Source organism: Paenalicyclobacillus ferrooxydans (genome assembly GCF_001399675.1).
Classification (GTDB): domain Bacteria; phylum Bacillota; class Bacilli; order Alicyclobacillales; family Alicyclobacillaceae; genus Alicyclobacillus_B; species Alicyclobacillus_B ferrooxydans.
This window is the reverse complement of record NZ_LJCO01000046.1, coordinates 67444-82347: the sequence shown is the minus strand read 5'-3', so window position 1 is coordinate 82347 and position 14904 is coordinate 67444. Positions and strand designations below refer to the sequence as shown.

The window sequence follows — 14904 nt, the reverse complement described above, 5'->3', positions numbered from 1 at the left end:
ATGAAGATTCTCGTGATTGGCGGTACACGTTTCCTCGGGCGTCATTTTGTTGAGGCTGCCTTGAAGAACAACCATGAAGTAACAGTGTTTCACAGAGGACAAACCAACGTCGGTTTGTTTGACGATGTCGAGGAAATTCTTGGTGATCGAGACGGAGGAACGGACCGCCTGAAGGGACGCGAATGGGACGCGGTCGTGGACACCTGTGGGTATGTACCGCGCGTTGTGAGGCAGTCGGTTGAGGCGCTCGCAGGTACAACCGCGAACTACACATTTATCTCGAGCATTTCGGTTTACAAGGATTTTCCTGAAGCCGGCATGGATGAAACCACCCCGGTTGACGTTTTACCGGAAGATGACGCAGACAGCGAAGATGTCTCGAAGTATTACGGCCCCTTGAAGGCTCTCTGTGAGTACGAAGTCACACGCGGATTTGGGGAACGTGCACTCATTGTCCGGCCTGGACTCATTGTCGGTCCGAACGACCCGACGGACAGATTCACTTACTGGCCTGCCCGGTTCGACCAGGGAGGAGATGCACTTGTTCCAGGAGACGCAGAGCGGCTCATTCAATTTATCGATGTTCGCGATCTCGCTTCGTTCACGCTTGCACTCGTTGAACAGGGGGCTGGAGGCGTCTATCACGCTACGGGCCTTCCTGTCAGTATGGCAGAGCTCGTCGAAGCCTGCCAAGCTGCGTCCGTACACGCGGCCGCCCCGGTCTGGGTAGAGGAGTCTTTCCTCGAGGGCACAGACGTGCAGCCGTGGATGGAGCTGCCGCTGTGGATCGGGCCTGCTGCAAACTGGCCGGGATTCATGGAGGTCAGTGTTGCGAAGGCACTGGAACGGGGTCTCACATGCAGATCGACCTTAGAGACCGTTCGTGATACGCTCTCGTGGGTGAAAACAGGCAGAGGAGACCGGGAATGGAAGGCTGGGCTGCGGCCTGAGAAGGAACGTGAACTCCTAAATGCCTGGCGAGCCAGTCAAAGTTCTTGACAGCTCTGTCTGTTTCCAATAGTCTGTGAGTACACTGTGAGTACACTGTGAGTACACTGTGAGTACGCTGTGGGTACGCTATGGGTACAGTGAGTACAGTGAGTAGATTCCCGCTGAGGAGGTGACGTCAGATGACCATTCGCATCGTCCAATTTGGACCCGCAGGAGCCATGAACGGGATAGGCCTGCCCAAATTCGGCGACTCGATGTTCATGCATGCGGATTATCTGAACGTTACCCAATCTCATCACGGGTAACCGTCGGAAACGACTGCTTACAACGTTCTGTCGCCGTTTGGGGAGACCCGAACGGCTTTTTTGTTGTGGGAGACAGAACGGAGGAAACCACTTTGGAAAATAGCGATCGAAACTTGATAGAAGACCATCGGGAAACCAGCCGATGGACACGCCGTGGGCGGCGTAATCTCTTTGCATTGTACGGCTTTACGGCTTCTTCGCGACTCTGGTTTGATGGCAGTTTGTGGCTATTGTATTGGCAACATCGAGGTATCTCACTTTTTGAAGTCGGTATTCTGGAAGCCATCCTTCATTTGGTCTGCTTGCTTGTTGACGTGCCGATCGGTGTGTTTGCCGATCGGTATGGTTGGAAGCTGTCGCTGTTTCTGAGCGGAGCTTTCGGCGTGCTTTACTGCGGGGTGTCCCTCGCAGGGAGTAATTTCTGGTGGGGAGCAGCGGCTTTTGCAGTGCGCGGTGTACAGGTGACCTTGACCAATGGCAGCGATACCGCGATCGCCTATGAATCTGCACGCATTGCCGGCCTCACTGAGCGTTATCAGGCCATCTCCGGGCGACTCATGGCCGTCTCTCTGATTGCGATGGCGCTTGCTGAGAGCGCGGGCGGCGCACTGGCTACCGTGACGTGGAATGCTGTGTATATCGCTTTCGCAGTATCGAACGCAGTAAGTATGGTCGTTGTGCTCTACATGCAAGAACCGCGTACCGCCAGCCCGATGTACGGTGAGAAACGAGAGTTGGCTCAACTTGGGGAATTTAGTTACGCTGAAGGTGTAGAAGGTGTAGTGCCAGACTCGGTACTGACTATAGCCAGAGATGCAGTTCGCTTTGCAAAAACCTCGCCGTTGTTCCTGAAATGGATTCTCTTTAGTGCCACACTATCGGGCTTTCTTGCCACGTTTTCGTTTTACGGACAATCGCTGTTAATCCACAATGGCTGGTCCTTGCTCGGAATGGGCATTTTAAGCGGATTCGAGAACGGCTTTGGTGCTGCAATGGCACTTCTGTCTGATACCATAACACGCGTGTCGGGATCACGGCGCACAACGTGGATGACGGCCGTGCTGGGTGGCCTCGGGTTGACCTTATTCGCGTTCGTGCCAGGGCTGTCATCGGGGAAGGGTTATCTCATCGGATCGGCTGCGGGAAATCTGGCCGATCCTTTGATTGACAAGGAGTTGAATCACCTGGTGCCGTCCCGTCAGCGCGCAACGCTGTTATCTGCCAACTCAACCTCGTTTTCGCTGTTCATGGTAATTGTGTTTCCACTGTTTGGACTGCTTGCGAGTCGCGTGGGACTGACCCGCGCGGCTGAAGTGGGGAGTCTGGTTGGCGTAAGCGCGATCGGACTCGCATCACTGTGGCTCGGACAGTCGTCGTCGACACAGCTGGCAGGGAGTCAAGAGTGACGAGAAACGTACTGGTCCATGTTTGCGTGCGTTCACTGGAGGAGAGGTTTAACAAGTTGAGTTATACGGTGAGGGGTATATGTGGTATGATGTACACATACCTAGCTCACTGTTCTAGATAGGGAGGGACTTACATGTTTCACTATACAGTTTCCACCACAAAATCTCTGGATGAAGCCATTGCAGCACTCGGAGGAGCCTTAAAGGAGCGCAGTTTTGGCGTGCTTTGGGAGCTTGACATGGCTTCCAAGCTGCACGAAAAAGGTGTAGATTACAACGGTTCGTTCCGCGTACTTGAGGTTTGTAACCCGAAGGTTGCAAAGGAAGTACTTGAACACAACGATCTGGCGGGGTATTTCCTGCCATGTAAGATTGTCGTTTACACGGACAAAAACGGATCCAACCAGATTGGACTGACCAATCCGACTGCCCTGATGAGCCTCGTCGGGGACGAGAAACTATCAGCAATTGCGACGGACATTGAGAAAACACTGAAGGAAGCCATCGACGCGGCAAGGTAAGACTGGGACGCTACAGGAGCAGCTCAGGTACTATAGATCTCCCTGCGTGGCTCCGAACCCGGTGACCGATGGTCACCCACGCGTGTGACGTGATACAGCCGACAGGGAATAAACGATCTAAGGACACTAAAGGAGTCGAGGAACCCCCAACAAACGGTGGCTTCCTCGACTTTTTTAAAGGAACGGGGTTCTAAGATCAGTAGGAGAAACCCCCCAACCGGGGTCAGAACCACCCAACGGGGCGGTGTTCCCTTTCTCGAGGCTCATCTCATTCTCACGGGAGGATGTGTGCCGGCTACTCCCCCGACACAGCCCGAAAAATGGGCGCCATTCCGACGATATTTTAGGCGGGCACCGTCCCTTCGCCCTCATCCGGATTCATAGTGTAGAGCAGAACAATAAAGGAGGTTCTTCGTTATGTATGGTGTTTTTGGAGGTTACACGCGTTGGGCTGTGGTATTCCTAATTATTTTCGTTCTGTTTGTGCTCTTCGTCCCTTATGAAGGGGCCGTAGCGGCACCAGCAGCGGGAGCAGCCGGAGCTGGCGTAGCCTACTGAGTCACCGCGGAAAGCTCGGTGACTTAATATCATCCATCAGGGGACGAGAACCGCCGGGCGAGCCGGCGAAGAGGCCGTCGGGTACCCCGACGGCCTCTTTTAGTTAGGCTGGGAAGGAGATAACCGGGAGATCGATGGTGGGTGTGACCGCTACCACTGTCATCACAATGGGAGCCATACCAACATGGTTCATGACGACTGCATAGGTCCCCTGCTGCCTTGCGGCAAAGCTGATTGTGTATTGTGGGCCGACGCCCGAGCGTGTCACACCTGGAATCCCATGAGTCCGGTTCTGGACAGCATGATTTTGACTAGCTTGATTGTGCTGGCTGTGTACGGTCTGCCCTTGGTATGACGTGATGGCTAAAGTCGCGTCAGTGCCTCGGGTTCCTGCTCCTGCGTTCATCCTCATTTTTGCATGTAAGGTCCAACCAAGGGGGAGGGACATACTGGAAAGTCGTTGATTGTCTGGCTGGCTTCTAGGGTAGCGTAGCCCAGATGCTGCGTCCTGTGCGCTCACGGAACTTGTCGACGTTCGTGCGGTGTAGACAATCGTAACTGTCTTTGCTCGGCTGTCGACCTGGATGGTTGAGTTCCCGCCGAGTGTCCCATAGCTGAGCGGTCCGACTTGATTCGGAACGCCTTGATTGTTGCGACCCATTGCCGAGAGTCTGGGGTTGGCGGGTGTTGTCGCACCTTGATGTAGAGCGTTCGGCGTGGGCAACGAGTCTACAGCTTGATTGACGAAGCCGGCAACACTGCCTGCTGCACTGCCGGCCGCATTACCAATGTGGTTTGCCGCGTTTTGAACGGTTCCGCATGCTGGCAGCAACAGTGCAACGCTCATGAGAGCCAAGGTTCTAACCATTTTGTTTGGCATTCCATTCTCTCCCTTACGGATGAGTGAATTCTGGACATACCTGATGGCGCAACACTTTTGGTGCATGGTAACTAGCTTGCCCTGCACGGTTGGGCCTATGTGGATCGCCAGACCCCGAGGGATAGAGCAGTGTTTTCCTGCATTGTCTCTGTGGGTCAACGCTTAGCTATCATGTACCTTCAGAACTTAACGGATCGCCAAGACGGCGGCAAAGTCGGTGGGCGCGACTAAGCGTGCCCAATTGGTCCCGAGTGGCCCTGTCTTAGTCGGCGGCACCGACTTAAGTGGCCAAAAATGAGGAGTTAAGTCGCTTGGAGCGACTTAACGGATCGCCAAGACGGCGGCAAAGTCGGTGGGAGCGACTAAGCGTGCCCGATTGGTCCCGAGTGGCCCGGGCTTAGTCGGCGACACCGACTTAAGTGGCCAGAAATGAGGGGTTAAGTCGGTGGGAGCGACTAAGCGTGCCCGATTGCTGCCCGAGTGGCCCCGGCTTAGTCGGCGACACCGACTTAAGTGGCCAGAAATGAGGAGTTAAGTCGCTTGGAGCGACTTAACGGATCGCCAAGAGCGCGGTTAAGTCGGTGGGAGCGACTAAGCGTGCCCGATTGCTGCCCGATTGCTGCTCCCGCTTGGTCCCGCTTGCTCCGGAATCGCCCGAGCGAGCCTATGAGAAACGTTGACAAAGCCCCCGAAACGGGGGCTTTGTCAACAGTGCGACAGAGACAGGGCAGTGGTTTCCTGCCCTGTCTCTGTGTTGGACAAACTCGAGTTAAGTTCCGTATTGAAATCCGTTCCACGCACGTGTGTTCCGCACGCAAGCGTGTTCCAATCCTCGACATAAATGTTCTCACTTAGACCTGTTCCACGACGGGTGCATCGTCGCGAAGAAAGACGCGAAGGGATGTCGGTGAACTATTCGCGTGATCGAGCAGAAAATCTGCGACAGGGTCCTCAATCGCTTGCTGGATGACGCGGCGCAGCGGGCGGGCACCGAACCGTGCATCGCGACCGTGGACAGCAACCCACTGAACGACATCGTTGTCAAATGCAGCCGAAATGCCATTTGCGCTGAGTTGCTCTGCCAGTTCGTTCAGCATCAGGCGTACAATCTGCTCTAAGTCTTCGTTGTCAAGGGCGTTAAACCGAATGATGGCATCCAGCCGATTTAAAAATTCAGGTTTGAAATGGCTGCTCAGTTCGCCCATGATGTCACTGTCGATGACAGCATCTTGGTCCGCTCGGAATCCAAGCGACGCTCGCTTTTTCTCTGAGACACCAGCGTTACTCGTCATGATAATGACACTGTCTTCAAAATGAACTGTCCGTCCTTGGCTGTCCGTCAGACGACCGTCTTCAAGGATTTGCAGCAACAGGTTGAGTACGTCCGGATGGGCTTTTTCAATCTCGTCCAACAAAATAAGACTATACGGATGACGGCGAACCTGCTCGGTCAGTTGGCCAGCTTCGTCATGTCCGACATATCCCGGCGGCGATCCGATGATCTTCGAAACCGAATGCCGCTCCATATACTCGCTCATGTCGAGCCGGATCATGGCTTCGTCGGTGCCAAATAGCTCATTTGTCAGCGCACGAGCAAGTTCCGTCTTACCGACGCCGGTCGGACCAACAAACAAAAACGATCCAATTGGCCTGTGCTTCGGCTTCAGACCTGCGCGGCTTCTGCGAATTGCCTTGGCTACTTGTCGCACAGCGTTCGCTTGTCCGATGACCCGTCCCGTCAGGTGTCCTTCAAGGTCCTTTAACCTCTGCTGGTCTCCTGCTTGAAGCTTCGTCACAGGGATACCCGTTTTGTCCTCGAGAATTCGCCGGATGTCCTCGACGCTCACGACCTTTGCATCACCACTGCCTGGCTGATTCGAACTGCCTTGTACTTTTGAACTGCCTTGTCCTTGTGAGCTGCCTGTCCGATTTGCACTGTCTGGGCCAGTTGCACCCTCTCGCTGTTTCTTCGTGTCTTGCACGAGGGCCAACAGGGCCTGTTCTTCGTCACGGAGCTTTGCGGCGCGTTCGTAGTCTTCTGCCTTTGCGGCTTCGGCCTTTGCCGCAGCAATCTCCGCCAGCCTGGTCTCGGTGTTTGCGTCATCCGCACTCTGTCGCAGGTTTGCCTTCGATCCAGCCTCGTCCATCAGGTCGATGGCCTTGTCTGGCAGTCTACGGTCGCGTAAGTAGCGGTGAGACAGCTCTGCCGCTGCACGGATGGCTTCCGGGGTGTATTTGACCTGATGGAAGTCTTCGTACCTGGACACAAGGCCCTCGAGAATGGCGATGGTGTCCTCGACGGACGGCTCCTCCACCATCACAGGCTGGAACCGACGTTCGAGTGCTGCGTCCTTCTCAATCTGCCGGTACTCTTTCAGTGTCGTTGCCCCGATAACTTGAATATCGCCACGAGCAAGTGCAGGTTTCAGGATGTTGCCCGCGTCCATGGAACCTTGAGCAGATCCCGCGCCGACCAACAGGTGCATCTCGTCGATAAATAAGATAACGTCGTCCCGTGCCTGCAACTCGGCAATCAATTGCTGCATGCGCTCCTCGAACTGACCACGGATACCTGTGTCAGCGACGAGAGAAGCGACATCAAGGACGAAAATCTGTTGATTCCGAAGTTTTGCAGGTACCTTGCCTTCGCTAATCCGCAAAGCGAGTCCTTCGACCACAGCCGTCTTTCCGACACCCGGTTCACCAATCAGCACAGGGTTGTTTTTGTTCCGACGGTTGAGGATTTCAATGATCCGTTCAACCTCTTTATCTCGGCCGATCACTGGGTCAATCTTACCGGATCGTGCTGCATCTGTGAGATTACGGCCCAATTGCTCGAGCAGTCCCGGTTGTTGCCCATCTTGTACGTGTTGTTTGATCCGGTTCTGGCCAGACGCTGGAGATCCATTCCAAGGTCCTTGGTTCCAGGAGCCTTGATTCAACGGCCCTCCGTTGAAGAAAAATGAATTGTGGCCGTTCATACCACCAGCCTGGTTGCCAGACTGAGATGTTCCACCGAACGGGATGCCGCCAGGCAGAGACGGACCACCCGCCCCTTGCAGGACTTCCGCATAGAACTCACGATAGCAAGTGGGGCAGAGGCTCAGTTGACGCTCATCGCCGTTGTAGTTTAGGCGCAAAATAATGCTGGCTGGGCGAACTTCACAACGATCACACTTCATGTCTGTATCCTCCTTGCAGATTTTATAGGTCATCGTTTTCTTAGATATCTCAGTAGAAGTAGGTTTCAAGAATTGCCTAATGGACCATCCGATCCGCTGTGATCAAACGTCGATACCCTATCATTTGGTCCGATTTGATAATGAGCTTTCTGTAATGCGTCTTTAGCGCGCCATCCTTGAAAATCGTCAATTGACTTTGACTTACTTTGACCTTTTGATGTCTTGATTATACTTTGACCTTGTTTGACTTTCAAGTCCCTAAGTCAAAAATGAGAAAAACAGCACAACAGAGGGCATGAGACCCTCTGTTTGTTCGCGATTGTATCTCGGAATTGTATCTTGGCCATTGCCGCTCGGAAAGGTACATGGGCCACTGTTCGCATGACGTGCGGGTTACAATTGCACCGCTTCACGCCCGCCTTGCTGGAGCAGATACATCTTGTGATAGAGCCCTCTGTGGGCGAGCAACTCCTGATGCGTGCCGCGTTCCACAATCTCACCGTGGTGCAAGACAAGAATCAAGTCTGCGTCTTGGATGGTGGAGAGGCGGTGGGCGATAGCGATGGTCGTTCGTCCTCTCCGCATTTTTAGAAGTGCGGTCTGAATTGCTTCCTCTGTTTCCGTATCTACGCTGGCCGTTGCTTCGTCGAGCACCAGTATCTTTGGCTCGATGGCCATCGTTCGGGCGAAGGAGACGAGTTGACGCTGTCCCGCAGACAACGTCGATCCCCTCTCGCGGACCGGTTCTTGGTACCCGCCGACAAGTCGTTCAATGAACGAGTCGGCTTGAACAAAGCGAGCGGCTTCGACGACCTCTGCGTCGGTCACGTGTTCGTTACCGAGTCGGATGTTTTGTGCGATGTCCCCGACAAAAAGAAACGGATCTTGAAGGACAAGACCAATCTTGTTGCGCAGTTCAATGTCGCTATAGGCGTCGAGTGGGACGTCGTCGACCATGATACGTCCCTTAACGACGGGGTAGAAACGCATCAACAGGTTTACGATGGAGCTCTTACCACTGCCCGTGTGCCCGACAAGTGCAACGGTTTGTCCAGGATAGGCGGTAAAGGAAATGTTTTTGAGCACGTCGGTTTCTCCATCGTAGGAGAAGGTGACATCATCAAAAGTGACTTTGCCACGTGCAATCTCTGGGTTTGCCGATCCGATTTGGGTCGGTGCATACAGCGTTTGATCGAGCAGCTGGAATACGCGCTCACCTGCGACCATAGCCTGCTGGAAGACATTTAACTGCTGCATCATCTCATTAACAGGCTCAAAGAAGCGCTCGAGGTAATTGACGAAGGCATAGAGGACGCCAATGTCGATCACGCTGTGGAAGGAACGGATCCCAAAGAAGCTCATGATGACGACAAGCACTGCCAAGTACAGAACGTCCATGAGCGGACGAAGCATCAGGCTGTTGATTCTAATGTTCCGGAGCCTGGCTTTTTGATAGTCACCGTTTACCTCGCCAAATTCGCTTCGCAGCCGTTCCTGTTGCCGCATTGCCTGGATGAGGTACATGCCTTGCAGGGACTCATTCAACTTTGCGTTCAGTTGGCTGAGTTTCCGGCGAGCTTCATGGAAAACGCGTCCACTTATTTTGCGATACATCATCATAATGTAGACGATGACGGGTGCGAGAATCACACAAAACAGCGCGAGACGAAAATCGAGAAAGAACATCGATACGAAAATGCCAATCAACAACAGTGCGTTTTTCACATAGGTCGAGAGCACCGTGACGTAGAAGTCTTTAATCGCCTCAGTATCGTTCGTGATTCTTGAAACAAGCACCCCTGTCGGTGTCCGGTCAAAGAAGGTGAGTCCGAGACGCTGAACCTTACCGAACACTTCGATTCGCAAGGCTTGAATCATCTTCAGTGCAGCGTTTTGAAAACCGACGAGCTGCAAAAAGTTGAAGCCGGACTTCATCACCTGTAAGAACAGGTATACACCGCCGAGGATAACAAGTGGTTCAGTGGGAAAGTGACGGGGTGTAAGGTATTTGTCAATAAACTGCTGGATGAGGATGGGTCCGAGTACATCGGCCGTCGTTGCAACTGCAAGCAAGATGAACGCTCCAAACAGGAGGGTCCGGTGCGGGCGCAAATATCCGAGCAGGCGTCTGAAGACACCTTTGGTGGGTGTGACTTCGGCCATTTGATCGACTTGATTGATCACCCTGCTGTCCCTCCTTGTTCAACCAGCGATTCGAGTTGCTGACGTTGGTACATGTCCTTGTACCAGCCGTTTTGTAAAACCAGTTGTTCGTGTGTTCCTTGTTCGACGATGCATCCATCGTCGAGGACGATGATGTAGTCGGCGTGTTCAATCGTACTGAGTCGGTGTGTGGCAATGAGCGTTGTCCGTGCGCTGCGATTCGCTTTGAGAGATTCAAGAATGGCCTGCTCTGTCTTGGCGTCAACCGCTGACAGGCAATCGTCAAGAATCAGGATGTCAGCATCTACGAGAATGGCTCTGGCAATCGAGATACGCTGTTTCTGACCACCTGAGAGCGTCACGCCGCGCTCACCTACGATGGTGCCATAGCCTGCGGGAAACCGCACGATGTCGTCGTGAATGGCTGCGATCTTTGCTGCCATTTGAATCTCCTCAAAGCTTGCAGTCGGTTTCGCAAAAGCGATATTCTCAGCAATCGAAGCCGAGAACAGGAAGTGGTCCTGCGGAACATACGACATGCCTTTGCGAAGACTGTTCAGTTTGTACTTTGTAATCGGGCGTCCGCCGATTCGGATGGATCCTTCTGCTGCGTCGAACTCGCGCAACAGGAGCTTAAACAAAGTCGTTTTGCCGCTGCCTGTGCGGCCAACAATCCCGAGTGTTTGTCCGGCCTCGACGGAGAGGTGGAGATCCTTCAAGAGGGGAGCAGCTTGGCTCGGGTACTGAAAGGCATCCATGTGAAATTCGATCTGCCCTTCGGGCACTGCATCAACGGCGTCGCTGTGGTCTGTGATGGCGGCCGGTGTGGCGAGAAGGACGCGGATCCGGTCATAAGATGCGTGCCCCCGCTCGACGATGTTAAACAACCAGCCAAACGCCAACATTGGCCACACCAACTGGCCTAGATACATGGTAAAGGCAGTCAACTGTCCAAGGGTGAGATGACCATGCACAACAAAGACCGCACCGACGGCAATGGTCAGAAAGAAGGAGATGCCCGTAACAAGTGAGATGGTCGGGTCGAACAAAGCATCTATTTTGGCAACGGCCATGTTTTTGTCAACGACGTCCTGCGACAGATGACGGAAATTGACTTCTTCAACCTGTTCTTGGCCAAAAGCTTTAATGACACGAACCCCGGAGATATTTTCCTGGACCCTGTCGTTCAGGTCAGAAAACGCCGCTTGGGCTTTTCCGAAGCGATGATGCATGAGACTGCCATAATAGCTCGACGACCAGGCAACGAGAGGCAAAGGCAAGAGCGCGATGATGGTCAGTTTCCAGTCTAGGCTGACGGCCATCGTGATAATCACGGCGACGCCGGTTGCGATAGAGTCCACAAACGTCATAATGCCCTGCATCGCCGTCTGTTCGACTGCCTGAATGTCGTTCGTCGAGTGTGCCATCAAGTCACCAATTCGACGTTCGTGATAAAACTCTGGTGACATTCGTGTAAAATGGTCATAGAGTTGATTGCGTAATTGCGTTGCCAGGCGCACGGCAGCACCAAATAAAAGGATGCGCCAGATGTAACGGAGAATATAAAGAATGACGGCGATGGTGAGAATCACGACACCATACCGAATGAGCAAGGCGGTTGTCAGGGTCTTATGACTGACTCTGTCAACGAGCATCCCCACGATTTGCGGTGGGATCAGCATAATGACAGAAATCGCGATTAACACTAAAATGCCAGATAAATATCGCCATTTATGTGCTTTGAAGTACCACATGAGGTCTAGAAATACGCGCACGGAACTCGTCCTTTCCAATTTGCTGGGCCTAAGCTCTATCATATACGATATTTCGACCGAATTTCACTTCTCTTTGACACAAAACGGGTTACGACTGAGTGACTGCTGAAAGTGGGGAAACCTGTTCATGGTTCAAGAACTGATAGACATTTCAATTTCAGATTTGATGACAGATGTCAATCGCGTTGCTTGTGTCGATCCGGATAATTCACTCGAACATGCTCTGCTGGTTCTCGTCAAGTCCGGCTACTCAGCAATACCCGTGTTAAGTCGCAACGGGATGGTGCAAGGGACTATCAGTAAGACGCTGATTTTGGATTCGATTTTGGGACTCGAGCGGATCGAATTCGAACACCTGGCCGATCGAAAGGTCAAAGATTCGATGAACACAGACGTCACGACGATTCAGTTGGGCGAGAGTTTCGTCAGAGCCTTGGAATTGGCTGTAAATGCTCCGTTTCTCTGTGTGGAGGACGATGCCGGACGGTTTGTCGGAATCCTGACACGCAGCGCCATGCTTCAAAGAATTCATAGATACGTCAAAATGGAAATGCACGCGACCACTCGGCCTTCATCGCACTAGGTGTCCTTGGCAACGATTCATGCCGGGTTCAATATATGTTCGTTCACCGGGTTCAATCAATGTTCGTTCAAAGGAGGGAGTACAGTGGCAGACTTTAGAGACGACGTGACAACGCTTCGCGAGTGGGTGAATCAGAGTCACACCATCACGGTATTGTCTGGCGCCGGCATGAGTACGGAATCTGGGATTCCGGATTTTCGTTCTCCAAACGGGGTTTGGGCGGATGAACAGTTAATGGATGCAATGTCTGATGTATATCTTGAATCCAGTCCAGAGGACTTTTGGGTGAAGTACAAGTTTGCATTTTTAGGCGACGGGTTGTTGCAAGCACAACCGAATGCTGCTCATCTTGCCTTGGCCTGGCTTGAAGAGCAGGGGAAAAAAGTCAGTGTGTACACGCAAAACGTCGATGGACTGCACCAGAAAGCGGGCAGCCGACATGTATATGAAATGCATGGCAGCGTTCGGAAGGCACGTTGTCCGGTCTGCCACAGGTCTTACGGACTCGATTACATCCTGGCTGAGGAAGTCCCATACTGTCGAGCTTATGATGTCAAAGGTACAGACTGCAACCATATCTTGCATCCAGATACCGTTTTGTTTGGCCAGGAGGTTCGCCATTTTCAACAGGCCGCGTTTTCCATGATGGAGTCAGACTTGGTGCTCATCGTGGGATCATCCCTGACGGTTTACCCAGCCGCTGACCTGCCGCGGTTTGCAAAGCAAGGCCGGGCGAAAGTGGCCCTCGTGAATCTCGAACCTACCGACCTTGATGGATCGGTCGATCTCGTTCTTCACGGAAAGGCTGGGGAAATTCTGCCGGACGTTTTGTAACTGCGAAAGACTGTAATTTCAGAGGAGTTTGAGGAGTCGAGTGGTCGAAAAAAAGGGAGCCGGGAAGTCCCAACTCCTTTGAGATAACAGGCCAGCAGCGTGAAACTATTGTGTAGCCTGACCGTTGTGTTGCCTGTCTTGCTTGACTGTCATGTTATGTTGCCTGAGTGTCATGTTGCTTGACTGGCATGTTGGACGACTGTTGTGTATTACTTGACTCTTTAGCCAATCAGTTTTCTTGAAACAGTACCTCGTGGAGCATTGTCCACTCTGCTTCGGACTCAATGTTCACGTAGCGAACGGTGCCGTCAGCTTGCTTTTCCACACGAAGAAGGGCGACCATGTCTGCGTCTTCCGTGCCTGACAGAAGCGCATATTCGCGTGTCTCCACCATAATTTTGTCTGTCACAAAAAACGGGTGGGGAGTCCCCATCTCGTCCACTAAGTGCACGACGGGTGTTGTGGAGCACCCGCACGTGTCCTTTCCGCAAGAACATGCCATGTTCTCTGTCTCCTTTGCCGCGGTGATTGCTCATCCTTAGGATGGTGGGCATTTCATCCAGATCGTTTCATTTACATCGTTTCATTCAGATCTTTGCATTTCAGATCTGTGTCCAGGGCTCATTATAGCACTATCGGACGACAGAGGGTCGACGCAAATACAGCCAGATGCCCCCAAGTGTAATCAGGCCGCCAACAATCTGATAAAACTCGATAGAGGCATGGAGGAGCCAGGCAGAGAGTAAAATGGCGCCGATGGGCTCGCCGAGGATGGTGACGGAAATTGTCGTCGCGTTCACGTACCGGAGGAGCCAGTTGAAGAGCGCATGGCCAAACAACGTGGGTACAAGGGCCAGTAAAGCCAGCCACAACCAGTCCTGATGACGGTATCCAGAGAGCGGTGTGTGCGTGGCCACGGCCCATATGAGCAGCATTAACCCAGCGGTGAGAAAGACGGCCCAGTTGTAAGAAGTCGAATCGAGCCGAGCGCGGACACGCCCGCCAACGAGCATATACCCACTCATGGCGATGGTGCCAATAAGAGACAGTGCATCTCCGCGCAGTGCGGATGTCGGACCTTCAAACAGTGCTGCGAGAAGGCCTGGATGAGTCATTCCTGAATGAGTGTGAAATGTCGAGGCCCCAAAAGCGTGATCGCCAAAGGCAATCACGGCCGTACCTACCGCGGCAGAGATGAGACTCGCAGTTTGGCGTTTTGACAGCCGTTCACCAAAGAGGAAGTATGCGGCTAAGCCAACAAATCCAGGCTGCAGTGTTGTGATGATCATGGAGCTTGCAACACTGGTCTGTTTGAGCGAGGCAATCCAGAATAAAAAGTGAAACCCGAGTAGAAGCCCGGAGGCAAGCAGTGCAATTCTGTCTCGGAGGTTCAGCGACTTTAAAGCCTGTCGTTGCTTGGGAGAAGCCAGCGTAAAAGGGCTGAGCAGGATGACTGTCAGCAGAAGACGGTACATGCCAATAGCCACTGCTGGGGCCTGACACAACTTAATAAAGATGGAGGAAAAGGAAACTGCGACAACACCGAGAAGCAATGGTGTCCCGGGGAACCATACGGTGGAACGGCCCTTGTTGATGTGAACGGCGGTAAATGCAAAACGGTTTGGCATGTGTCCCTCACGGTCGAGCGAGTCTTCGCGAAACGACGACCTTGTACCCTTTAGTCTGGCCCCTCGGAGTGATGAGCCGTGTCGTTGTTGCGATGTCGCGTTTTGCCCAGTATAGCAG

13 protein-coding genes are annotated in these 14904 nt (G+C 53.0%); 7 read left to right on the top strand and 6 right to left on the bottom strand.

Going from position 1 to position 14904, the window contains the following annotated elements; all coding sequences use genetic code 11:
* The 5 genes from AN477_RS11190 to AN477_RS25015 all read left to right on the top strand — a co-directional run bounded on the left by AN477_RS11190 (position 1) and on the right by AN477_RS25015 (position 3741).
* Positions 1-999, top strand: a complete 999-nt coding sequence (locus tag AN477_RS11190; RefSeq protein ID WP_054969244.1) for an SDR family oxidoreductase — start codon at positions 1-3, stop codon at positions 997-999.
* Between the two features lie 131 nt (positions 1000-1130).
* The gene (locus tag AN477_RS25685) at positions 1131-1256 is read left to right on the top strand and encodes a hypothetical protein (RefSeq protein WP_281176334.1); all 126 of its coding nucleotides are present in this window, start codon (positions 1131-1133) and stop codon (positions 1254-1256) included.
* A gap of 92 nt (positions 1257-1348) precedes the next feature.
* Complete coding sequence (locus AN477_RS11185; protein WP_054969243.1) at positions 1349-2662, top strand: MFS transporter; 1314 nt, start codon at positions 1349-1351, stop codon at positions 2660-2662.
* A gap of 134 nt (positions 2663-2796) precedes the next feature.
* Positions 2797-3183: a DUF302 domain-containing protein gene (locus AN477_RS11180; RefSeq protein ID WP_054969242.1), complete on the top strand. Its 387-nt coding sequence runs from the start codon at positions 2797-2799 to the stop codon at positions 3181-3183.
* A gap of 417 nt (positions 3184-3600) precedes the next feature.
* Entirely contained in the window at positions 3601-3741 is a 141-nt protein-coding gene (locus AN477_RS25015; protein ID WP_169787879.1) for a hypothetical protein, read from the top strand.
* Positions 3742-3844: 103 nt separating this feature from the next.
* Here the strand turns inward: AN477_RS25015 and AN477_RS11175 are convergent, their stop codons facing one another.
* The 4 genes from AN477_RS11175 to AN477_RS11160 form a co-directional block, all read right to left on the bottom strand.
* On the bottom strand, positions 3845-4621 hold the full coding sequence (locus AN477_RS11175) for a hypothetical protein (protein WP_054969241.1): 777 nt from the start codon (positions 4619-4621) through the stop codon (positions 3845-3847).
* Positions 4622-5472: 851 nt separating this feature from the next.
* Positions 5473-7803 (bottom strand): ATP-dependent Clp protease ATP-binding subunit, encoded by a 2331-nt coding sequence (locus AN477_RS11170; protein WP_054969240.1) that lies wholly within the window; start codon positions 7801-7803, stop codon positions 5473-5475.
* Between the two features lie 393 nt (positions 7804-8196).
* Positions 8197-9966, bottom strand: coding sequence for an ABC transporter ATP-binding protein (locus tag AN477_RS11165; protein WP_054969264.1), 1770 nt, complete (start codon positions 9964-9966; stop codon positions 8197-8199).
* A 17-nt stretch (positions 9967-9983) separates the two neighbouring features.
* Positions 9984-11741 carry an ABC transporter ATP-binding protein gene (locus AN477_RS11160; RefSeq protein WP_054969239.1) on the bottom strand — a complete coding sequence of 586 codons (1758 nt, stop codon included), beginning with the start codon at positions 11739-11741 and terminating at the stop codon, positions 9984-9986.
* Positions 11742-11868: 127 nt separating this feature from the next.
* On the opposite strand from AN477_RS11160, the gene cbpB reads away from it, so the two are divergent.
* Entirely contained in the window at positions 11869-12324 is a 456-nt protein-coding gene (cbpB, locus tag AN477_RS11155; RefSeq protein ID WP_054969238.1) for a cyclic-di-AMP-binding protein CbpB, read from the top strand.
* An 84-nt stretch (positions 12325-12408) separates the two neighbouring features.
* Positions 12409-13158, top strand: a complete 750-nt coding sequence (locus tag AN477_RS11150) for an NAD-dependent protein deacylase (protein ID WP_245631792.1) — start codon at positions 12409-12411, stop codon at positions 13156-13158.
* A gap of 229 nt (positions 13159-13387) precedes the next feature.
* Here the strand turns inward: AN477_RS11150 and AN477_RS11145 are convergent, their stop codons facing one another.
* Both AN477_RS11145 and AN477_RS11140 read right to left on the bottom strand, forming a co-directional pair.
* Positions 13388-13660, bottom strand: coding sequence for a DUF1292 domain-containing protein (locus AN477_RS11145; RefSeq protein ID WP_054969237.1), 273 nt, complete (start codon positions 13658-13660; stop codon positions 13388-13390).
* Positions 13661-13790: 130 nt separating this feature from the next.
* Positions 13791-14786 carry a DMT family transporter gene (locus AN477_RS11140; protein ID WP_054969236.1) on the bottom strand — a complete coding sequence of 332 codons (996 nt, stop codon included), beginning with the start codon at positions 14784-14786 and terminating at the stop codon, positions 13791-13793.
* Positions 14787-14904 lie beyond the last annotated feature (118 nt).